This is a genomic window from Algoriphagus sp. PAP.12 (genome assembly GCF_026652115.1).
Lineage (GTDB): Bacteria > Bacteroidota > Bacteroidia > Cytophagales > Cyclobacteriaceae > Algoriphagus.
The window spans coordinates 755,487-777,034 of the sequence record NZ_JAPPSQ010000001.1; the positions used below are offsets into that span (position 1 = coordinate 755,487).

The 21,548-nt window shown below is 38.5% G+C and carries 17 protein-coding genes; 12 read left to right on the forward strand and 5 right to left on the reverse strand.

The genetic code is table 11. The features are described from left to right. Nucleotides 1-29: 29 nt before the first annotated feature. The 3 genes from O0V13_RS03205 (at nt 30) to O0V13_RS03215 (ending at nt 5,731) form a co-directional block, all read left to right on the forward strand. Nucleotides 30-581: a 2'-5' RNA ligase family protein gene (locus tag O0V13_RS03205; RefSeq protein ID WP_268033542.1), complete on the forward strand. Its 552-nt coding sequence runs from the start codon at nt 30-32 to the stop codon at nt 579-581. A 491-nt stretch (nt 582-1,072) separates the two neighbouring features. Continuing rightward, on the forward strand, nt 1,073-4,225 hold the full coding sequence (locus O0V13_RS03210) for a SusC/RagA family TonB-linked outer membrane protein (RefSeq protein ID WP_268033543.1): 3,153 nt from the start codon (nt 1,073-1,075) through the stop codon (nt 4,223-4,225). Between the two features lie 12 nt (nt 4,226-4,237). After that, nucleotides 4,238-5,731 (forward strand): RagB/SusD family nutrient uptake outer membrane protein, encoded by a 1,494-nt coding sequence (locus tag O0V13_RS03215; RefSeq protein ID WP_268033544.1) that lies wholly within the window; start codon nt 4,238-4,240, stop codon nt 5,729-5,731. Between the two features lie 247 nt (nt 5,732-5,978). Here O0V13_RS03215 and O0V13_RS03220 read toward each other — a convergent pair whose 3' ends face one another. Continuing rightward, a complete protein-coding gene (locus tag O0V13_RS03220; protein WP_268033545.1) occupies nt 5,979-6,470 on the reverse strand; it encodes a DUF6702 family protein in 492 nt (163 codons plus the stop codon). Nucleotides 6,471-6,553: 83 nt separating this feature from the next. Here O0V13_RS03220 and O0V13_RS03225 point away from each other — a divergent pair, with 83 nt between their 5' ends. The 3 genes from O0V13_RS03225 to O0V13_RS03235 all read left to right on the forward strand — a co-directional run bounded on the left by O0V13_RS03225 (nt 6,554) and on the right by O0V13_RS03235 (nt 10,418). Beyond that, a complete protein-coding gene (locus tag O0V13_RS03225) occupies nt 6,554-7,135 on the forward strand; it encodes a HupE/UreJ family protein (protein WP_073571652.1) in 582 nt (193 codons plus the stop codon). Between the two features lie 13 nt (nt 7,136-7,148). After that, nucleotides 7,149-9,482, forward strand: coding sequence for a M1 family metallopeptidase (locus O0V13_RS03230; protein ID WP_268033546.1), 2,334 nt, complete (start codon nt 7,149-7,151; stop codon nt 9,480-9,482). 156 nt (nt 9,483-9,638) lie between these two features. Beyond that, on the forward strand, nt 9,639-10,418 hold the full coding sequence (locus O0V13_RS03235; protein WP_268033547.1) for an NIPSNAP family protein: 780 nt from the start codon (nt 9,639-9,641) through the stop codon (nt 10,416-10,418). A gap of 100 nt (nt 10,419-10,518) precedes the next feature. Here the strand turns inward: O0V13_RS03235 and O0V13_RS03240 are convergent, their stop codons facing one another. Continuing rightward, on the reverse strand, nt 10,519-11,646 hold the full coding sequence (locus O0V13_RS03240; protein WP_268033548.1) for an amidohydrolase: 1,128 nt from the start codon (nt 11,644-11,646) through the stop codon (nt 10,519-10,521). Nucleotides 11,647-11,820: 174 nt separating this feature from the next. Between O0V13_RS03240 and O0V13_RS03245 the strand changes: the two genes are divergently transcribed. The 6 genes from O0V13_RS03245 to O0V13_RS03270 all read left to right on the forward strand — a co-directional run bounded on the left by O0V13_RS03245 (nt 11,821) and on the right by O0V13_RS03270 (nt 19,770). Further along, nucleotides 11,821-11,997: a hypothetical protein gene (locus O0V13_RS03245; protein WP_166669819.1), complete on the forward strand. Its 177-nt coding sequence runs from the start codon at nt 11,821-11,823 to the stop codon at nt 11,995-11,997. A 9-nt stretch (nt 11,998-12,006) separates the two neighbouring features. Beyond that, nucleotides 12,007-12,612 (forward strand): pseudouridine synthase, encoded by a 606-nt coding sequence (locus O0V13_RS03250; protein ID WP_268033549.1) that lies wholly within the window; start codon nt 12,007-12,009, stop codon nt 12,610-12,612. 199 nt (nt 12,613-12,811) lie between these two features. After that, complete coding sequence (locus O0V13_RS03255) at nt 12,812-13,783, forward strand: AAA family ATPase (protein ID WP_268033550.1); 972 nt, start codon at nt 12,812-12,814, stop codon at nt 13,781-13,783. A gap of 185 nt (nt 13,784-13,968) precedes the next feature. Next, nucleotides 13,969-15,201 carry a hypothetical protein gene (locus tag O0V13_RS03260; protein ID WP_268033551.1) on the forward strand — a complete coding sequence of 411 codons (1,233 nt, stop codon included), beginning with the start codon at nt 13,969-13,971 and terminating at the stop codon, nt 15,199-15,201. Nucleotides 15,202-15,281: 80 nt separating this feature from the next. Beyond that, a complete protein-coding gene (locus O0V13_RS03265; protein ID WP_268033552.1) occupies nt 15,282-18,185 on the forward strand; it encodes a TonB-dependent receptor in 2,904 nt (967 codons plus the stop codon). A gap of 151 nt (nt 18,186-18,336) precedes the next feature. After that, nucleotides 18,337-19,770: an ATP-binding response regulator gene (locus O0V13_RS03270; protein ID WP_268033553.1), complete on the forward strand. Its 1,434-nt coding sequence runs from the start codon at nt 18,337-18,339 to the stop codon at nt 19,768-19,770. A gap of 10 nt (nt 19,771-19,780) precedes the next feature. On the opposite strand, the gene O0V13_RS03275 is transcribed toward O0V13_RS03270, so the two are convergent. The 3 genes from O0V13_RS03275 to O0V13_RS03285 are packed head-to-tail and all read right to left on the reverse strand — an operon-like array spanning nt 19,781 to nt 21,414. Beyond that, the gene (locus O0V13_RS03275; RefSeq protein WP_268033554.1) at nt 19,781-20,605 is read right to left on the reverse strand and encodes a mechanosensitive ion channel; all 825 of its coding nucleotides are present in this window, start codon (nt 20,603-20,605) and stop codon (nt 19,781-19,783) included. After that, a complete protein-coding gene (locus tag O0V13_RS03280; protein WP_268033555.1) occupies nt 20,598-20,837 on the reverse strand; it encodes a hypothetical protein in 240 nt (79 codons plus the stop codon). The genes O0V13_RS03275 and O0V13_RS03280 overlap by 8 nt, the downstream gene beginning before the upstream one ends. After that, a complete protein-coding gene (locus tag O0V13_RS03285; RefSeq protein ID WP_268033556.1) occupies nt 20,827-21,414 on the reverse strand; it encodes an RNA polymerase sigma factor in 588 nt (195 codons plus the stop codon). The genes O0V13_RS03280 and O0V13_RS03285 overlap by 11 nt, the downstream gene beginning before the upstream one ends. Nucleotides 21,415-21,548 lie beyond the last annotated feature (134 nt).

The following is a 21,548-nucleotide window of genomic DNA, read 5'->3' on the forward strand; positions in this document are numbered from 1 at the left end:
TTGAGAAGTACCCAAGGTAATTAAATGAGATGAGAAGCTTGCAAAAATATTTTTTGGCGATCATACCACCAGATGAGTTTTTAGATCAGGTAAATCAATTAAAACTTGAAATCAAAAATCAATTTGGAGTCAAGTATGCTTTGAAATCTCCTGCTCATATTACTTTGAAGATGCCATTTTTATTTGATGAAAATAAAATCTCAAAATTGACGGATTCACTATTTGATTTATTTCAGGATTCTAGTCCATTTCCTGTTCAGATTTCAGGTATTGATCAATTTAGAAGAAGAGTCATTTTTTTTAAAGTTGGATTTTCAAGGGAGCTATTAGATTTGCAGGGAGAGATTAAAAAGCATTTGAAAAAAAACTTTCATTTGATCGAGGAGCTGAGCGATAAAAATTATCATCCTCATATGACTGTGGCATTTCAGGATATTAAAAAAGAGCAATTTGATCTACTGTATCAATTCATTTTTGAGAGAAAAGTAGAATTTTCTTTTGTTGCCAATTCCATAGTACTTCTCAAAAAAGAAGAAGGGTTTTGGAAAGGGGACAAATCCATAGATTTGTATTTTAAATAGAGAAATAGTGACTTTTTTACCCACGCTCACAAAAAAAACGCACATTTTATTAAAATTTACTTTAAAAATTAAATTCTGAGTATTAATTATTTGTGAATTATTTATTTGGTGGACACTTTTTTAATTTCGGACACCTTGAGAATTAAATGTCGAAACATCTATTATTTTAACAAAATTTCAGAATAAAATATTGAATTTAACGAGTTTTAATATTCTTAATTTTTGTTGAAATATTTTTAGAATAGGAATAAAACATCAGTGTTCTTTAAATATTCAAAATTTTTGACTGGATAATTATAGAAAAGAGAAATAAGAAATTGGCGTACACTGTCCGATCAGGTATTTAATAGAACAATAGATTGAAAATCTAAAAAACACGAAATAATATTTGGAAATATCTATAGTATCGAAAGAATACCAAATTTGTTCCTTTTCACAAATCCTCCGTCCTTAGCTTCTTGAAAATTAAATCATCTACAAAAATTTAACCTATGAAGAAAGTTTTACTGGGTTTTGTGTTCGCCCTACTGACTACTTTGTCAGTACTAGCACAAAACAGAACGATCACCGGTAGGGTGACTTCACCTGACGAACCAGAAGGCCTTATAGGGGTCAACGTACTGGTGAAAGGAACAACAATCGGAGTAGTGACCGACCTTGATGGTGGGTTCTCTTTGTCTGTTCCAGAAAATGCAACTACACTTGTATTCAGCTATATTGGCTATTCAAGTGTTGAGGAGGTGATTGGTAACAGATCTGTTATCAATGTATCTATGGAGCTAGATTCTCAAAATCTAGACGAAGTAATTGTTACCGCATACGGTACTGCTGACAAAGGAAACTTTACTGGTTCTGCGATTGCCTTGAAAGGTGACCAGATTGCAAACAGACCAATTAACAACGTTGTAAATGCGATTGAAGGTCAATCTCCAGGTGTAATTACTACATCTGCTTCAGGACAGCCAGGATCTACTCCGGGTGTTCGTATTCGTGGTATTGGTTCTGTTAACTCCTCAAGCTCTCCGCTTTATGTAGTTGATGGTGTTCCTTATGATGCGAACATTTCTAACTTGAATCCAGATGACATCGAGGATATGACTATCCTTAAAGATGCTGCATCTGCAGCATTGTATGGTTCGAGAGCTGCAAACGGTGTGATCATGATTACCACCAAAAAAGGGAAGAAGAACAAGCAAAATTTCAACTTCAGAGTTCAGACTGGTACCGCTTCAAGAGCTCTTCCTGAGTATGATAGAGTAAATGCTGATCAGTATTATCCTTTGGTTTGGGAGTCTTTGAGAAATTCTCAACTAGGTCAAGGAAAAACTGGAGCAGAAGCAGCAGCTTATGCTTCATCTAACTTGATTACAAATGTATTGGGTTACAATGTCTACAATGTGCCAAATGATCAGGTAGTAGGTGCAGACGGTACTTTGAACCCAAATGCAGTCAACAATTTCACCGATCTAGATTGGTTTGATTATGTAGCTGGAAGCGGTGGAAGACAAGAGTATAATATGACTTATTCTGGAGGTACTGAGAAATCAGATTTCTATACTTCAGTAGGTTATTTGGACGAAAAAGGTTTCGTTATTAACTCTGACTTTAAAAGATGGACTGGTAGATTGAATGTAAATACCAACCCTGTAAAATGGTTCAAGACTGGTTTAAACCTTTCTGCAACCATGAGTGAAGGAAATAATGCAAGAACAGGTGGAAGTACTTCTTATGTAAACCCAATGTTCTTCGCAAGAAATATGGGGCCTATCTATCCAGTTTATGCTCAAAATAACATGACTGGTGGATTCATTTATGATGAATTTGGTGGTAAAATCTTCGACACTGGTGACAGAACTGATCTAGGTCTTCCTAGAAGAGGTACAGGAGGTTCTCCAGGTCGTCATGCTTATCAAGAGGCGTTGTTGAACGTCGATAGAATTGATAGAGACGTGATTTCTGCAAGAGCTTATGCTGAGGTTAATTTCTTGCAGCACTTTGCTTTGAGAACAAACATCGCTACTGATGTGACTTCTCTTTTGGATATCGGATATGATAACCCGATCGTAGGTGATGGTGCTCCAGCTGGTCGTATGAATAGAACCAATGGAAGAACTAATTCCATGACCTTTAACCAATTGTTGACCTATACTAACACTTTCAAAGACAAACATTTCTTGGAAGTATTGGTAGGACATGAGAACTACGACTACGAATACAACTACCAGTATTTGGCGAAGCAAGATCAAATACTTGATGGAAATATTGAAGGTGGTAACTTCGTAACCATTTCTTCTGCGACAAGTAGAGTGGATCGACATACGATTGAATCTTACTTGAGCCGTGTGAACTATGTATTTGATGACAAATACTCACTTTCTGGTTCATTCAGAAGAGATGGATCTTCCAAGTTCTTCAGAGATGTAAGATGGGGTAATTTCTACTCTATCGGTGGTGCTTGGAATATCGATAAAGAAAACTTCTTCGATTCTCAATTCTTCGATATGTTGAAATTGAGAGCTTCTTATGGTGAAGTAGGTAATGATAATTTGCAAGGTGATGGAGGTACATTGTACTATCCTTGGCAGGCATTGTATGACCTGGGTTATAACAACGCTTCCGAAGCTGGTATCCTTCAAGCTTCTCTTGCTGCTGCTGACCTTACTTGGGAATCTAACAGCACCATTGATATCGGTTTGGATTTCGCTTTCGCTAGAAGGTTTACTGGTAGCTTGGAATACTTCCAAAGAGAATCCAGAAACTTGTTGTTCGAAGTTCCTTTGTCATTGACAACTGGATTGGAAAATAAGTATCAAAATATTGGTACAATGGGTAACTCAGGTATTGAATTCAGTATCCAAGGAGACATCATCAGAAAAGAAGATTTTAAATGGTCTGCAAGCTTCAACATCTCTACTTTCAAGAATGAGTTTAAAGAGCTACCATTTGATGAGCAAATCGTAGGTACCAAAAAATTGGTAGTAGGTAGATCTATCTATGACTACTGGTTGAGAGATTGGTATGGAGTAGATCCAGAAACTGGTGAAGGTCTTTACAGAGCTGATTCTTATGATGAAGATGATGCAAACACAAGAATCATTGGTCAGGATACTGTTACCACTCAGCAAAACAATGCAAGATTCCACTTTGCAGGAAGCTCTATTCCTGATTTCTTCGGTGGTTTGTCTAACTCATTCTCTTACAAAGGTTTGACTTTAAGCGTGTTGCTGTCTTATTCTGTTGGAGGTAAAGTATATGATGGAGTTTATGCAGCCTTGATGACTGCTGACCCTGATGGAAATGCACTTCATGTAGATGCATTGAACAGATGGACTACTCCAGGTCAAATCACTGACGTTCCTAAAATGGATGTAACTGGTTCTGCACAAACCAATGTAGGTTCTGACAGATGGTTGATCGATGCTTCTTATCTAAACTTGAGATCTGTCAATTTGAGTTATGTACTACCAAAAACATTGCTTGATAGAATTAACGTGAGCAATGCTACTGTTTACGTAGCTGGTGAAAACCTAGGATGGGCTTCCCAAAGAAAAGGAATGTATGTATCTGGTAGCTTTGCCGGAACTACTTCCAACACCTATACTCCAGCTAGAACCTTTACGGTTGGTCTAAATGTCAACCTTTAATCTTTGACTAACATGAAGAAAATATTTAAACCAATAGCTGCTCTAGCACTTGCCCTTGTAACATTTGGCTGTGCTGAAGATTATTTGGAAACAGTTCCTACGGATGCAGTTTCTTCAGAATCTGTATTTACTACGACCAAAAATGCGATGACGGCATTGAATGGGATTCACAGATCTCTTTTGCTTCGTTACGATAGCCAGGGCCAAGCTGGTGAAGGTGCTGTAGCGATTATGAGAGAGGTCCTTGCCGATGATGTGGTCATGACTACCACAGGTAATGGATGGTATGTTTCTATCTCTAGATGGCAAAATCACGTAGTTCAAACAAGTGGTGATGTTCGCTTTGTTTGGAGATTCTACTATAAAGTAATTGGTAATGCGAATATGATCATTGCTAATATTGATGCTGCAGAAGGTCCACAATCTGAAAAAGATGAGATCAAAGGTCAAGCTTTGGCTTACAGAGCTTGGGCACATTTCAACTTGGTTCAATTGTTTGCCAACAGATATGACTTTGCAGGTGGTAATACTCAATTGGGTGTTCCTATCGTTACCGAGCCGATTACTGAAGGTGGTGCAAGAAATTCTGTTGAGGAGGTTTATACTCAAATCAATACTGATCTTGATGCTGCAATGGCATTGTTGGATGAGAGCAGAAATTTCAAATCTCATTTAAACATCAATGTTGTGAATGGTATCAAAGCAAGGGTATTGGCTACTCAAGGCAAATTTGCTGAAGCTGCTACTTATGCAAATGCAGCAAGAAGCGGATATGAATTGATGTCTGAATCTGATCTGTATGATGGCTTCAACAACTATGACAACGCAGAGTGGATTTGGGGTTCTCATCAGGTAGATGATCAGCAGACATACTTTGCTTCTTTCTTTGCTTATATGTCTTTGAACTTCTCTTCTACAAACATCAGAAACAACCCTAAAGCTATCAATAGCACGCTTTATGGAATGATCTCTGATTCTGATTACAGAAAAGGACTTTGGGATCCGAATGCTTCTGATCCTGAATTGAGAGATCCGTACATTGACGAAATGACCCTTTCTTCATTTGCGAAAATCAATTACATGAACCGTAAATTCATCGCACAGGGAAATGCATCTTCAGTGGGTGATGTACCTTACATGAGAGCTTCAGAAATGATTCTTTTGGAAGCTGAGTCTTTGGCTAGATCTGGAAATGATGCTGGTGCTACTGCTCTTTTGAATGAGTTTATGGCTGCTAGAGATCCTGAGTATACTCCTTCTGGAAATACAGGAGATGCTTTGATCGATGAGATCATGATTCAGAGAAGAATCGAATTGTGGGGTGAAGGTTTCAGATTCTATGATCTGAAGCGTTTGAACTTGCCTTTGGACAGAACTGGCGCTAACCACGTAGAGTCTGTAATCAACGGTAAATTCACCGAGCCAGCTGGAACAAATGCTTGGACTTGGCAAATTCCAATCGATGAATTGAATGCTAATGATAACATGGTTCAAAACCCATCTTAAGGTTTAGAATTATTCAATAAATAGAAAGTCCGGCTCAATTGAGTCGGACTTTTTTATGTTTATAAACCCGGATTATGCAATAGGTTTCGTCATGAAGGTACTAATTGCAAGAAAATCAGGCTGTTTGGAAACTCAGGCATAGCACCGCTATGGTGATCCCGAAAGATGTCGGGATGAAAACAGTAATGAAATGATTGATTTTGAAGCAATTAATGAATGAAATAGAATTGCTATTGCATATTTCGGGTTAAAATTCTAGAGAATCTGTTTCCTTTCCTTTTCCCAATAATAAGCTTCGGGGACTTTTACTGTTTTTGTAGATATGGATGATGTTTTGCTGAGTTGCAAACTGATCTACCAAGATGCTGTTTCGAACCTTTATTTTACTTTTCCATTCGACTGGCTCTGATTCTATATAAAACCAGGCAGCGTCATCCTCGACTTCAAATCCTAACAGTGAAAGTGAAGTAGGTTTTCCATCTAATTCAACTTTGAAATGGCTTAGGATATATGCTCTGACTTGTTTGTTGAGTTTTTCTGGATCATCCGGATTGAGGAAATCAATTTTTTGATTGTGAAATTCACGAAGCCCTTCCTCCAAATCATCCCAAAATATCTTTTGAGCAATCTCTAATCTATGAGTATCAGGATTCTGTCTGATTTCTGTCAGGGATATGAAAAAGGGGTGATATAAAACCATCCATCCCAAGGAAATCAAGGAGATGTAAAACTGTTGCATTTGGTGGGGATTGCTTGTCTTTTGTGGGAATAAACCAGTATTATTGCCGCTAATTTACTTCAATAGAAGTATTTTCTCAGTATATGAACCCTTTTGAACTTTATTTTAAACTTGGCCTCCAGCATATCTTAGATATTCAAGGCTACGACCATATCCTTTTTGTACTAGCGCTTTGTGCTGTGTATATCCCACGGGATTGGAGAAAAATAGTTATCCTCATCACTGCATTCACGATTGGTCATTCTTTGACTTTGGCATTAGCCACTTTCAAAGTAATAGAAATACGATCGGATATTATTGAGTTTTTGATTCCAGTTACGATTGCGATTACAGCATTGGTGACTATTCTAAAGCCTAAACCTTCATCCGGTCGAAATATCCAATTGAATTATATTTTGGCTCTCTTCTTTGGCTTGATCCATGGCTTAGGTTTTTCTAATTATTTGAGAGAATTATTGGGAAAAGAAGCGATCATTTGGAAACCTTTATTAGCTTTCAATTTGGGATTGGAAGCAGGTCAGCTTGTAATAGTAGCGGCTTATCTCTTAATCACTTCAGTTTTGGTTGGAATTGCTGGAGTCAATAGAAAAGAATGGACTTTGGTGGTTGCTTCCATGGTACTGGGAGTTTCCCTGATGTTAATGTTAGAAACGAAATTTTGGTAAAATAAATCACCCTATGAAAAAGACAGGATTAGCCTTTTTGCTTTTGGCTTTGGTGTCCACCCAATCTTTTGGGCAAGCCAAGCGCTCTGAGCAAAACCATGCTGAGCGATTCGAGCAACTTGGAACGATGCTTCGCACTCCAAACGTCTATCGAACCGCTTCTGGTGCTCCGGGACATATGTACTGGCAGCAGCAAGCAAACTATAAAATTGAAGTTGAGCTAAATGATGACAACCAATCCATCAAAGGAAAGGAAACTGTCACCTATATCAACAATTCTCCTGACCAATTGACTTACCTATGGGTTCAGCTGGAGGAAAACCAAAGAGGAGCAGAATCTATGTCTCCAAAAGTGGCTCAGAGTTCTGTGGATTCTAAAATGAGCTTGAGATCTTTGGAAGGTATTCTTTGGGAAAATGAGGAGTTCGGATATAAAGTTTTGAATGTAAAAGATGCTCAAGGGAATGCGCTTCCAGTAGCAGTGAACAACACCATGATGAGAATTGATTTGCCTCAGCCTCTAAAAGCTGGTGAGACTTTTTCTTTCTCTGTAGATTGGTCTTTCAACATCACCAACCGTGTAGGATACATAGCTGGTAGACCTGGATATGAGTTTTTCCCTGAAGATGGAAACTACTTGTATACCATGGCAGAGTGGTTCCCAAGAATGGCTGTTTATTCAGATTTCGAAGGATGGCAAAACAAGCAGTTTTTGGGTAGAGGAGAGTTTGCTTTGACCTTCGGAAACTATGAAGTTCACATCACAGTACCTGCTGATCATATGGTAGGAGCTACTGGTGTATTGCAAAACCCAGAAGAGGTTCTTTCTTCGACTGAAATGGATCGTTGGAATCAAGCAAAGCAAACCTATGACAATCCAGTTGTAATCCGTACTCAGGATGAAGCTGAGAAGTTGGAAAAAGGAAAGTCGAAAGACAAGAAAACTTGGGTTTACAAAGCTGAAAACGTAAGAGACTTTGCTTGGACATCATCAAGAAAATTCATCTGGGATGCGATGGCAGTGAAGCAGGCTGGTAAAGACGTCATGGCGATGTCTTATTATGGCAAAGAAGCCAATCCCCTTTGGGGCCAATATTCCACTAGAGTAGTAGCTCATACCATTAAGTCTTACTCTGGACATACATTTGATTACCCTTATCCAACTGCAATCTCTGTAGAGGCTAGCAATGGAATGGAATACCCAATGATCTGTTTCAACTATGGTCGTCCTGACAAGGATGGTACCTATTCTGAAGCAATCAAAAACGGAATGATTTCCGTGATCATTCACGAGGTGGGTCACAACTTCTTCCCAATGATTGTGAACTCTGACGAAAGACAGTGGACTTGGATGGATGAAGGCTTGAATACTTTCATGCAGTTTATGGCAGAGCAAGAGTGGGACAAAAATTATCCTTCTCGTCGTGGTCCAGCTCATAAGATTGTTCCTTACATGAAGAGCGACATCAGTACCTTGGAGCCTATCATGACCAATTCTGAAAACATTATTCAGTTTGGGCCAAATGCCTACGCGAAACCAGCCACTGCCTTGAATATCCTTCGTGAGACAGTGATGGGACGTGAATTGTTCGATTTTGCTTTCAAAGAGTACGCAAGAAGATGGATGTTTAAGCACCCAACTCCAGATGATTTGTTCAGAACTTTGGAAGATGCTTCTGCAGTTGATTTGGATTGGTTCTGGAGAGGATGGTTCTATGGCGTTGAGCCTGTTGATATCGCTATCCAGGATGTGAAATGGTTCAAGTTGGATAACAGAACCCCTGCGGATAAAAAGGCTGCTGCGAAAGCGGAGCATGATTTAGAAGAAGATTATATCAGCCGCAAATTCAACGCAGATCAAGTTACCGTATTAGAGACTGATCCAGCAACACGCGATTTTTATACTTCTTACAATCCATTTACAGTGACTCCTGAGGATGAGGAAGAATACAAGAAATACATGGCAAGCCTATCAGACAAGGAAAAAGCCTTGTTGAATTCCAATATGAATTTCTACGAAATCACCTTTGAAAATGTAGGTGGTTTGGTCATGCCTTTGATTATTGAGTTCCAGTATGCAGATGGTACTTCTGAGATCGAAAGAATCCCAGCTGAAATCTGGAGGCATAATGAAACACAAGTGACCAAGATTTTCCCTAAGAAGAAAGAGGTGGTTAGCTTTGTTTTGGATCCATTGAGAGAGACTGCAGATATTGATGAGGCGAATAATTATTACCCTAGACAATATCAACCTACTCGTTTTGAATTGTATAAGAGCAACATGGGAGCTAGAGGAGCTTCCTCTGGTAGCAACCCAATGAAAAAAGCTCAAAACAAAAAGAAATAATCTTTTCTAAGAATTGATTTAAAAGCCGACGAAAGTCGGTTTTTTTCGTTTTTGAAACCTTAAAATCTCCTTAGGATTCTATAGATCAGGATACTTAATAAATAAGAATCCATTAGATTAGGCAGAAATACCCAATCTTAACCTAATACCAATCTTATGAAACTGATTAAAACCTTACCTATTGGTTTATTTACGATTTGCCTGCTTCTAAGTATTTCTGTTTTTGCTCAAAAGCGGGATATCTATGAACTGAAAACTTATCATATTTCTTCGCCAGAACAGGAAGCTATCTTGGATAGCTATTTGGAAAAAGCATTTATCCCTGCAGCCCATCGGAATGGCGTCGAAAAAGTAGGGGTTTTCAAGCCCATCGGTAGTCAGGAAGATGCGGGCACCAAAGTTTATGTTTTTTTACCTTTCAAATCTATAGGAGACTGGGAGGGTTTTGAAGACAAGCTATTGAAAGACAAAACCTATTTATCAGATGGAGATGCCTATATCAATGCAGCTTTTGACCATCCTCCTTTTGATAGAATCGAAACTGCAGTAATGCGTGGGATGAGTGAGCATCCTCATTTTGCTGAGTCTAAATTGACCAATGCCAAGAAGGACCGAGTTTATGAATTGAGAAGTTATGAAGGTCCTACAGAAAGACTTTATAGACAAAAAGTAAAGATGTTCAACTCAGGTGAAATGGACATTTTTGAAAATTTGAATTGCAGTCCTGTTTTTTATGCAGAGACCATCGCGGGGCCACGTATGCCGAATTTGATGTACATGACAACCCATGAAAATATGGATATCAGAAATGAACATTGGAAGCAGTTTGGATTAGATCCTGCCTGGGTGGCCATGAGAGATCTAGCGGAATATAAAAATACAGTGTCTAGAAATGATACTCGATTGCTTTATCCTGCTGAATACTCTGATTTTTAAACGTCTTTTCGAGAGGGCCAAAAGCCTATGAAGCAATCTCTAAAAAACTGCTTCGTCAATGCACCTCGCAAAAATTCATTTTTAAGACCCTCCAAGGACCTCAGAGCCCTTGGAGGGTTTTTATTTGTATTATTTTTTCAAAAACCTGAACCCCGGTTTCAATCAATTCATCTGGAAAATCATAGGTAGGTTCATGAAGTTGAGGACAATTTTCTCCAGCTCCTATCCCAAATAAGTAAGAAGGGCAAGATTGGCTGAATAAACCAAAATCTTCAGACCATCGAAATGGTTCAGGATTTTCATAGACTCTCATGCCTAAACTTCCGAATGCTAATTCTGCGATTTCGGAAGCTTTTGTATGATTGGTTGAAACTGCAAAGCTTTCTTGGTATTCAATTGAGATACCTAACCTTGCTTCTTCTGCCAAAGATTTTGCCTTTTCCTCCATTTGATCAATCAATTGCTCCAAAACATTCTGATCAAAGGCCCGAAGTGTCAAGCTAAGACTACCACTTCCTGCACTCGTTCCAAAGGCTAAACTACCCAGGGAAACCTGAATTACAGTAGCCAAAGCAAAGCTTTCAAGGCCTTTGACTAGTTCAGGAATATCCAGGATCATTTTTGAGATAGCAGTTGCCGGATTGATACTATCAGCAGGATGGGCTGCATGGGAGGTTTTTCCTTCAAAGAGATAAGTCACTCCGGTACTCCCTGCGGCAAAAGTTCCTTTTCTGGTGATGATTTGATGTTTAGGAAAACCTGGAAGATTATGCAAGGCAAAAGCAAAATCAGGTCTGATTGATTCAAACCTAGGGTCTCCTAACACTCTTTTGGCGCCTTCACCTGTTTCTTCTGCAGGCTGAAACAGGAGAACTACTTCTCCCGAAACGGGCCTTTTTACAGCTAATTTTTGAGCTAAACCACAAATAATTGCCATATGTCCATCATGCCCACAGAGGTGAGCTTTTTCTGGACTTTTACTCCTATAAGAAGGCATCCCATACTCCTCAATAGGCAAGGCATCCAATTCACAACGGAATAAAAGTCGATTTCCTGGCTTTTTACCTTTAAAAACAAAAGCCAACCCTTCTCCCCCCAGACCTTCCAAAATGATGTCAGGACTTAAGGGTTTGATGAATTCCAGAATTTTTTGTGAGGTTTCTCTTTCCTCTCCTGCGATTTCTGGGTTTTGATGAAGTTTGTGCCTGAGCTGAATCAAATCATTCATACTTTGATATTAGGAATTATTCGGAAAAAGAAGAAAATCTAGGTTATTGAAATTTTTATTGTCCCTGATTTTCAATTGGAACCATTTTTGTCAAAAAAAATTGAAGAGCATTGGGAACTTCCCGTCCCTTCTTGTTATTTTCATCCAATCACACATCCTTAACCCATTACTTTTATGAGCGAAGTACAACTGAAAGAACTAGAAGCACAGATTGCTGAATTGAAAGGTCAATTGACTGGTGACATGTTTGCTGACATGGAGGTGCGCGATCAAATTCACAACTTGGAGATGAAGTTGAAAGGCGTGAAGCCAATGGATTCAAGTATTGATTGCGTAGGTTGCGGTAGTTAATTAGACGATTTGGCACGTTACTTTATCATTTACAAGCCCTACGGGGTTTTAAGTCAATTTAGTGGAGAGGGGCAAACATTGGCCTCTCTTTTTCATTTCCCCAAAACTGTCTATCCTGTAGGTCGGCTGGATAAGGACAGCGAGGGATTGTTGCTAATTACCGACGATAAGCAACTCAATCACCATTTATTAAATCCAAGATTCGGACATCAAAGGACTTATTTGGCACAAGTCGAAGGAGAGCCTGATCAAGAAGCGTTGAAAAATCTTGGAAATGGAGTTATCATCAATGTGGAGGGCAAGATGTACCAAACAAAGCCTGCCATTGCCAAGATTCCTGAAAGTGTCCCAGAATTGCCGGACAGAGATCCACCTATCCGATACCGGAAAAATGTACCTGATACCTGGATTTCATTGACATTAATAGAAGGGAAAAACCGTCAAGTAAGAAAGATGACAGCTGCAGTTGGTTTTCCAACATTGCGATTAGTGAGATGGTCTATGGAGAAAATTACAATTGAAGGGTTTCAAGTAGGAGAGGTCAGAGAATTGGAACAACAAGAAGTTTATAGAGCATTAGGTCTGACAGGATTCGGAAAAACCAATAGGAAGTAATTTTTGGATTCATTAAATCTAATCACCACTCCTTTTTAATTCTTTTCGAATACCGGGTCTTAAGGGTATGATTTATTTATTCTTAAAAAATCCTAAAAATCCGTTTGACCCAATGCAATACCGCTTCTAAGAATTAAGATTGTGTTGGGTTTAAAATGTTCTATTTTAGTGTCCCTTTGAATTAAACCAATTTAATTCCATGCATCAGGAAAAAATCGCAGCAGTAATACAGGAAGTAGGTAAAGTAGTAGTTGGACAAGATAAAATGGTCAATAGATTATTGATCGGTTTATTTACTAATGGCCATATTCTATTGGAAGGTGTACCAGGATTGGCAAAGACCTTAACTGTAAATACACTTGCCAAAGTACTTCATTTGGATTTCAACAGAATTCAGTTTACTCCGGATTTGTTACCAGCTGATTTGATCGGTACCATGATTTACAATCAGCAGACGGCGAATTTTGAGGTGAAGAAAGGACCGATTTTCTCCAATTTAATCTTGGCAGATGAAGTAAACCGTTCTCCTGCAAAAGTACAATCAGCACTTTTGGAAGCGATGCAAGAAAAGCAAGTGACTATCGGTGAGACTACTTATCAGTTGGATCGCCCATTTTTGGTTTTGGCTACTCAGAACCCAGTAGATCAAGAAGGTACTTATCCGCTTCCGGAAGCTCAGGTCGATCGTTTTATGATGAAAGTCCATATTGACTACCCAAGCAAGTCTGATGAAATGGAAGTAATGAGACGTATGGCCAACATGTCTTTTGTATCAGAAGTCAATGCAGTACTCTCTAAGGAGGATATTTTTGATATTCGAAACGGTATTAATGCGGTGAATATCGCCGAACCATTGGAGCAATATATTATTGAATTGGTATTCGCTACCAGATTCCCTGAGCAATATGGATTAAAGAATGAATCAAAGTATATCCAGTTTGGAGTATCCCCTCGAGCAAGTATCAATTTGAACCTAGCTTCAAAGGCAGTAGCCTACATGGACGGTAGAGATTATGTACTTCCAGAGGATATTAAGGAGATCGCAGAGGATGTCTTGAATCACCGAATAATCCTAAACTATGAGGCCGAAGCAGACAATATCAACACAAGAGACCTTGTGAAAATACTATTGGAAAAAGTACCGATAAACAAGTCGGTAACATTGAAGTAACATTGAAATGCGGCTATCTGGGCTTTCTGACAGGAAAGCCTTTTTTTTTGTCAAATCTGTTAATCCAATATTAAATTCTGTTTTCATTTTTAAAAAAACCATAATTCAAAAAATTCTCTTGGCCTGATTAATTGAACCAGTTTTGCATCATCGAAAGAGACAAAACCACAATTCAATTAATACAAATGAAAAAGTTTAACTCCCTGTTGTTGATTTTCGCAGCAACTCTAATCGGGTTCACAAGCTGTATCGAAGGCAATGATAAGCCTGTTGTAGATCCAGATCCAGAACCAGACAGTGAAGTGTTGATTACTTCAAACATCACTTCTAATACTACTTGGGAAACTGGTAACACTTATGTGCTAGGAGGAAGAATTTCTGTGACTTCTGGAAACACTCTAACCATCGAGCCAGGTGTAGTGGTAAAAGGTGAAGTTGGTACAGGTTCCAACGCTACTGCTTTGATCATAGCAAGAGGAGCAAAGATTATGGCTGAAGGTACTGCTACTTCTCCAATCATTTTCACAACTGTAGCTGATGAGATCACTCCAGGTGAAATCGTTTCTCCAAATCTAGAACCAAATCTTTCTGGTCTTTGGGGAGGTTTGATCATCCTAGGAAATGCAAAAGGATCTTTTGCTGGTGATGTAACAGAAATCCAAATCGAAGGTATTCCACCATCAGATACAAATGGTCTTTACGGTGGCGACAATGATGCTGACAACTCTGGTGTTTTGAAATATATTTCTATCCGTCACGGTGGTGCTAACATCGGTGAAGGTAACGAAATCAACGGATTGACACTTGGTGCAGTAGGTTCTGGAACAGTGATCGAAAACGTTGAAGTAATCGGTAACCAAGATGATGGTATCGAATGGTTCGGTGGAACTGTAAACGTTACAAACGCTCTAGTATGGAATCCAGGTGATGATGGAATGGATACTGACCAAGCTTGGGCTGGTACTTTGAATAACTTCATCGTAATCGCTGGTAGCGAAACTGACCACACTTTAGAAATTGACGGTCCAGAAGGATCTTACAACGCTGGTCATACTTTGAAAAATGGATCTATCAAAGGAAATGATGTTGCCGAGCTTGGTGACTTCAGAGATGGTGCAAGAGGTACATTTGAAAGCATTTACTTCTTCGGATTTGCTAACCCTGCAGATACTGACGGAAGAGGTGATCTTTCTCTAAGCGGTGATGCTTCTGTAGCAAACTTCGCTGACGGAGTATTGAACTTCGCAAGCCTTGAAATTACTCTAGCTGATGGTGTTGAACTATCTACTGTATTCAAAGCAGGAACTGACGCTTATGCAAGTTCAGTAGCTGCTGGTGCTAACACTGTAGGTGCTACTAAATCAGCATTCACTGGTTGGACTTGGGCTGATGCTGCAGGTCAACTAGCTGATTTCTAATCATAAAAATTGAAAGGGGGGGAGTACTTGCAAGGTAGCTTCCTCCCTTTTACCCATAAGATTTCAATATCAATTGCTGTATGAAAAATAAATCTACCAAGTTGTTCACTAAAGGAACGCTTATCTTATTGATTGTGGTGATCTCTCAAATCATCGCAGGTTTTGCATTTGCGCAAAAAGGTACTATTCGTGGTGCCATCTTCGAGGAATCGACTGGAGAGCCATTATTCGGTGTCTCTGTCCTTGTAAAAGAAACTGCTACTGGAGCAGTAACTGATTTCGATGGGAAATTCGAGATTCAAGTAGATCCAGGAACTTATACTCTCCAAATTTCTTACATCTCTTATGCGACAGTTGAATTGACCGAAGTAGAAGTGACTTCTGGAGAAGTAAAAGTTATCAACGACATTCTAATGGCTGATGAAGCCTCAGATTTGGAAACTGTGACAGTTTCTGCATCTGCAATTAGAACCACTGAATCAGCTTTGATGTCAGTGAAAAGAAATGCCGCCAACCTAATGGATGGTATTTCTGCAAGTACTTTCCGTCAAATTGGTGATGGTGACGCTGCTGCTGCAGTAAAAAGAGTAACCGGTGTATCTATCGAAGGTGGTAAATACATCTATGTTCGCGGTTTGGGTGACAGATACACCAAAACTGTATTGAACGGTGTAGATATCCCTGGATTGGATCCAGATAGAAACTCTATCCAAATGGATATCTTCCCAACAAACGTAATTGATAACATCATCGTTTCTAAGTCATTTACTGCTGATCTTCCTGCAGACTTTACAGGGGGTGTGGTTGATATTGAGACCAAAGATTTTCCAGAAGAAAAGACAATGCGTCTGAGCCTTAGTGGTGGATTGAATCCATCTATGCACTTCAACTCCAACTATTTGAAATATGATGGTGGAAAGACAGATTGGTTAGGTTTTGATGATGGAACAAGAGCTATCCCTACAGATGGAAGAACTGATATTCCTCAATATGGTGATGCAGTAGGTAACCCAAATGGTCCAAGAGGTCTTGAATACCAAGAAATCCTAAGAAGCTTCAACAAAAACTTGGGAGGGTATAGAACCAACAGTTTGATGGATATGGGATTGAGTTTCTCTTTGGGAAATCAAATCGCAAGAACTAAAGCAACTTGGGGATATAATTTCGCCTTGACCTATAAAAACGAGACTGAATTCTACCAAGATGCAGAATTCAACTTGTACGCTAAGCCTAGAGAATCTTCTGATATCGAATTGGAAGCTTTAGAGAAACAAAAGGGTGACTACGGTGTAAACAATGTGTTGCTAGGTGGATTGGCTGGAATCGCTTTGAAGACAGACAATTCAAAATATAAATTGAACATCATGCACTTGCAAAATGGTGAATCCAAAGCAGGTGAGTTTGATTTCGTGAACACCAACTTGGGAGCAAACTTCGAAGCGAAGCAGTACAACCTTGAATATAGCCAAAGAGCATTGACCAGCGTATTGTTGGGTGGTACTCATTACTTCAACGCAAGAGACTGGGAAGTAAACTGGAAATTGGCTCCTACAAGATCTACAATCGATGATCCAGATGTAAGATTTACAAGATTCAGAGTTCCTAACAACACTGTTTCTACAGAGGTTGGTTTGCCAGCAAGAATCTGGAGAAGTCTAGAAGAATACAGTGTGGCTGGTAAAGTGGATGTAGCAAAGCAACTTTCTTTATTCCAAAGAGAATCTAAATTGAAAGTAGGTACTAACTACGTATTCAAATACAGAGATTTCAACATCCAAAGCTTCCAGTTCGCTACCGGTGATTCTGAATTCACTGGAGATCCAAATGAGATCATGCTAGAAGAGAACTTGTTCTCAGCTGACAATAGAAATGGAGTTAGATACAATGCTGACTTTATTCCAATCAACCCGAATGAGTATCAGTCTATCGCTACTAACGTAGGTGGATATGCATCTTTGGAAGCAAAGCCTTCTGACAAATTGAAAGCTATCGTTGGTTTGAGAGTTGAAAAATTCAATCAGTATTACACTGGTACCAACCAGACGGGTACAATCAACTTTGATTTGGTTACCATGTTGGACGATATCGATTTCTTCCCAACTGTTAACTTCATTTACAACTTGAAAGAAAACCAAAACTTGAGAGTTTCTGCTTCTAGAACTATTGCGAGACCATCTTTCAAGGAACTTTCTTACGCAGAGATTTTGGACCCTATTACTGGTAGAACTTTCATCGGCGGTTTGTATCCAGAAACTACCAATGGTGGTTCTGAGGTTCTTTGGGACGGTAACTTGGTTTCTACTCGAATCAACAACTTTGATGTAAGATGGGAAGCGTTCCAGGATAGAGGTCAAATGTTCTCTGTTAGTGCATTCTACAAGACTTTTGATAAGCCTATCGAAATGGTTCAGTTCCTTTCTGATCCAGGTGCTTTCCAGCCAAGAAACGTAGGTAATGGTTCGGTTGCTGGTTTGGAGTTTGAATTCAGAAAATCTTTGAAATTCATCGCTCCATCATTGGAGAACTTCAACTGGAATACTAACGTGACGATCACTCAGTCTCAAATCAAAATGTCTGAATCTGAATACAGATCAAGAACTTTGACTGCTCGTGAAGGACAAGAAATCAAGGATACCAGAGACATGGCTGGTCAGGCTCCTTACATTATCAATACTGGATTCGGTTATCAGGATTATAATACTGGTTGGGAAGCTGGTTTATTCTACAACGTTCAAGGACCAACTTTGAACTATGTAGGTTTCGGTAACAGAACTGATACGTATACTGTACCTTTCCATAGCTTAAACTTGAATGTAAATAAATCATTCGGTGCTGACGAAAGAATTCAGGCAGGATTTGGAGTTCAAAACATCTTGAATGACAAAAAAGAATTAGTATTTAGTTCATACCAAGCTCAAGATCAAATCTTTACAAGACTTGCTCCAGGTACAAAAATGACATTTAGAGTGGCTTTCTCATTCTAACTTAGTTGATATTTATCTTTAAAAGCTCCAATTTATTGGAGCTTTTTTTATGCCTAAAATCCTGTAGCTCAGGAATTTTTTCAAAAAAATATTAGATAAGAAGTGACTTTTATCAGATTTTCTAATCTAATAGTTGTACACCCTTGGTATTATGAAGAGGTTAACCAACTATCTGTTTTTTTTAGACTCTGATTTTAAGCTTGATAAAATAATTCCAATAAAGAATATTGCTGGAATTTATCAAGAGGAGGAGTATGTAGAAAAATTATTCAAGGATTTATTGGAATCAGAGGATATTATTAAATCTGCTTTAAAACAAGGATTGATTAAAAACCCGCAAACTATTGAGTTGGGATTTCATTTGGGAAATTTAAATATGGAGATCCATCCACTCGAATTTACAATTGAAAGTGACTCTTCTTTGCTAGTGACTTTTTTTGAAGGGAATAGTAAGGATAGACTGGATTCTTTGGATACTCTTTCAAAAAGTAAACGTTCCTTAGAGTATGTGGATGAATTCAGCCATGAAATCAAAAATTCTGTAAATATAATTCATGGAATATCTGACTTGATGAATTCAAGTGATAAGGATGAATTATCAGAGTTGATTCCTACTTTGAGTACTTCTGTACAACATTTGAAAGGCTTGGTTACCAATTATTTGCTTAACAGAAAGAATGAAAGTATGAAGTGGGAAAGGTCAGAGTTCGCGCTCGAGACTGAACTGGAATCAATTATCAAGCAGTTTAAATATTTAAACAAATCGGAATCGAAAGTAATTAGACTTCAAGTTGATTCACAAATCCCCTGCAGATTAATTGGCTACCCGGCCGCCATGATACAAGTCTTAATCAATTTAGTATCCAATGCTATAGAACATACTGCAAAGGGAGAAGTGGTTCTGGAAGTGATGTTGGTTAGAGAGGAGTTTGATGAAGTTATTTTGAAGTTTGTGGTATCTGATTCCGGGGAAGGCATCAAGGAAGAAGATTTAAATAGGATTTTTAAGAAGCTTCAATATTCAAGTGTAGAAAAGAATGGTTTTGGTTTAGGACTGAATATCTGCAAGGGTATCCTTGGTTCGCTCCAAAGTGAATTGATGATATCTTCGGAGCTTGGAATAGGGAGTAGTTTCTATTTTGAATTGCTTTTCCATAAGCCCGTATTGGGTTCAAGTTTGGTAGAAAAATCAAACGAATGCAAATCCAATGGGATTCAAACTTATGAAAAAAGAGCGCTAATTGTCGATGACGACCATCTCAATAGATTAGTAGCGACCAAGAAATTAACCAAGTTTGGGCTACATTGTGAGTCAGCTTCAAATGGTGTTCTGGCTATTCAAAAACTGTATGACACAAACTATGATCTCCTGATTTTAGATATCCACCTTCCATTAGTAGATGGGTGCACATTATTTAACTTGATCCAAAACCGTTTTCCAGATCTAAAAGTAGTTTTTTCTACAGGAAGCTCTAATTCGACCGTTTTGGAGACAATGAAAGCAGGTAAAGCTCAATCCATTTTAAGGAAGCCTTATTCGCAAGAAGATTTATCAAAAGTTCTTGAAAAGGAGTTCGGAAAATGAGGAAAAAAAATTAGTCTTCAAGGATTGAAACTCGATTATCCACAAGCTCTTTGATAGGAATAATATATGTTTCTTTGGTTCCTTTGACTACAACAGAAATCCCATCTATCGCTACAATTCTTCCTTTGATATCATCCATTTGGATGACTTGCCCGATTTTGTAATTCTTTTTGAAGTAGAATCCGAATAAGATTCTTCTTACAATCTCCACTGATCCTAGGCCCAATGCTATAGCCACTGATATCATCATTGCTCCAAGTATTATCGAAATGTTGGTAGTGATAATACTGGTGTCAATCCCAACCAATTCAATCGCGATGATCACAATTACAAAAAGAAGGATCGAACTGATAATCCGAGCTATCAATTTCGCACCTGAAATATTGAGTGATTGGAAAAGGTTAATCAGAAACTTGGATACCGATGCCGAAAGCCCAAAAGCCACAATAATCAAAGCAATAGAAACAAGTCCTCTTGGCAGGTATCCTATAAGAATACTGATTTGAGTAGATATGATTTCTAGTCCAAAGAGCTCTGAACCAAAAACGACTAACAACAATAGAATTGTAATCTTTAAAAATGCAAGGATGATTGAGGAGAAATTTATCTTTAGATCATCGAGTTCTAGTGAAGGAAGCCATTTTTTAAGGGCGTCTTCAGGTTTAATCCTGTTGAGTAGCTTAGAAAATAGCATGATGATAAGCTTGAATACCAAATAGGCTACAATGACGTAAACTATCAATCCTATAAGGTAAGGAGTCCAGGAGACTAGTTTGGAAACCAATTCTTCGAACAAACTGTAATCGGTGCTAAAACTTAATTCAGGACTATTCATCTTCTTTAGTGTTTGGGTCTGTGGTTGGGGGGGTATCATTTTTTGGATCGTCCAAAGGAAAATCCATAATGGTGAAAATGGCTTCAGGTGCCTTGACCATAAATAGGTCAGCCATGTCCAATGAGAGATTGATCAAGTCAATGTCATCAATGACTTTCTTCCTGATGATTTCAGGCAATTGCTCGTTTTCCAATATGTCAGTAAATGGATTGTTCACGGCATTATAAGTCATTATAAACGTCCAATATTCGACGTTTGGCTCGGTTAATTCTCATTTTCACGGCAGATTCGCTTAGCTGTAAAACTGTGGCGATATCTTTAATCGAGCTTTCATCCAGATATTTCATCAAGAGAATCATCCGATCCTTTGAATCAACCCTTTCCATGGCAAGTTTTAATTTCTCAGCCTTTAGGGCAAATATCTCAGAATCCTCAATTTCCTCCATTGAACTATCTGGGGTGCTATCCAATAGTCTCTCCTCATTATCAAGAGGGAGTTTATTTTTTTTATTTAAATAATCTAAACAATGATTATATGTTACAGCATAAAGCCAGGTCGAGAAGGAAGATTTGTTTTGGAATTTACTCAGGTTGTAAAACACCTTAATGAAGAGATCATGCGTTAAATCCTGAGCCTCCTCCACTTGGGAAACAAATTTTAAACACCTTGAATAGACTTTTTGGGAATACCGATCATACAGTATCCCGTAAATCTTGGTGTTTCTGCTTTCAATTATCAATTTAACTAACTCTTCATCTGAAAGAGATATGGCAGAATCATGTTTACCTGAATTTCCGTTACCTGCCATTTACGTTCAAAGTCACTATTAGTCTTTTGCTTCCTTCCTCCTTCTCTAATTACCTGGCTGTCCTCTTTAGACTGAGGTTTGTAGAAAAGGTCACTTTATTTTTTAAAGTTTTTTTCAAAAAGGAATAAAAAAGA

What these genes read in the sequence shown, in the direction of transcription:
- O0V13_RS03285 (WP_268033556.1), bottom strand. Translation starts at nt 21,414, where the DNA reads ATGGCAGGTAACGGAAATTCAGGTAAACATGATTCTGCCATATCTCTT.
- O0V13_RS03240 (WP_268033548.1), bottom strand. Translation starts at nt 11,646, where the DNA reads ATGAATGATTTGATTCAGCTCAGGCACAAACTTCATCAAAACCCAGAA.
- O0V13_RS03265 (WP_268033552.1), top strand. Translation starts at nt 15,282, where the DNA reads ATGAAAAATAAATCTACCAAGTTGTTCACTAAAGGAACGCTTATCTTA.
- O0V13_RS03205 (WP_268033542.1), top strand. Translation starts at nt 30, where the DNA reads ATGAGAAGCTTGCAAAAATATTTTTTGGCGATCATACCACCAGATGAG.
- O0V13_RS03215 (WP_268033544.1), top strand. Translation starts at nt 4,238, where the DNA reads ATGAAGAAAATATTTAAACCAATAGCTGCTCTAGCACTTGCCCTTGTA.
- O0V13_RS03235 (WP_268033547.1), top strand. Translation starts at nt 9,639, where the DNA reads ATGAAACTGATTAAAACCTTACCTATTGGTTTATTTACGATTTGCCTG.
- O0V13_RS03255 (WP_268033550.1), top strand. Translation starts at nt 12,812, where the DNA reads ATGCATCAGGAAAAAATCGCAGCAGTAATACAGGAAGTAGGTAAAGTA.
- O0V13_RS03260 (WP_268033551.1), top strand. Translation starts at nt 13,969, where the DNA reads ATGAAAAAGTTTAACTCCCTGTTGTTGATTTTCGCAGCAACTCTAATC.
- O0V13_RS03275 (WP_268033554.1), bottom strand. Translation starts at nt 20,605, where the DNA reads ATGAATAGTCCTGAATTAAGTTTTAGCACCGATTACAGTTTGTTCGAA.
- O0V13_RS03225 (WP_073571652.1), top strand. Translation starts at nt 6,554, where the DNA reads ATGAACCCTTTTGAACTTTATTTTAAACTTGGCCTCCAGCATATCTTA.
- O0V13_RS03220 (WP_268033545.1), bottom strand. Translation starts at nt 6,470, where the DNA reads ATGCAACAGTTTTACATCTCCTTGATTTCCTTGGGATGGATGGTTTTA.
- O0V13_RS03230 (WP_268033546.1), top strand. Translation starts at nt 7,149, where the DNA reads ATGAAAAAGACAGGATTAGCCTTTTTGCTTTTGGCTTTGGTGTCCACC.
- O0V13_RS03270 (WP_268033553.1), top strand. Translation starts at nt 18,337, where the DNA reads ATGAAGAGGTTAACCAACTATCTGTTTTTTTTAGACTCTGATTTTAAG.
- O0V13_RS03280 (WP_268033555.1), bottom strand. Translation starts at nt 20,837, where the DNA reads ATGACTTATAATGCCGTGAACAATCCATTTACTGACATATTGGAAAAC.
- O0V13_RS03210 (WP_268033543.1), top strand. Translation starts at nt 1,073, where the DNA reads ATGAAGAAAGTTTTACTGGGTTTTGTGTTCGCCCTACTGACTACTTTG.
- O0V13_RS03245 (WP_166669819.1), top strand. Translation starts at nt 11,821, where the DNA reads ATGAGCGAAGTACAACTGAAAGAACTAGAAGCACAGATTGCTGAATTG.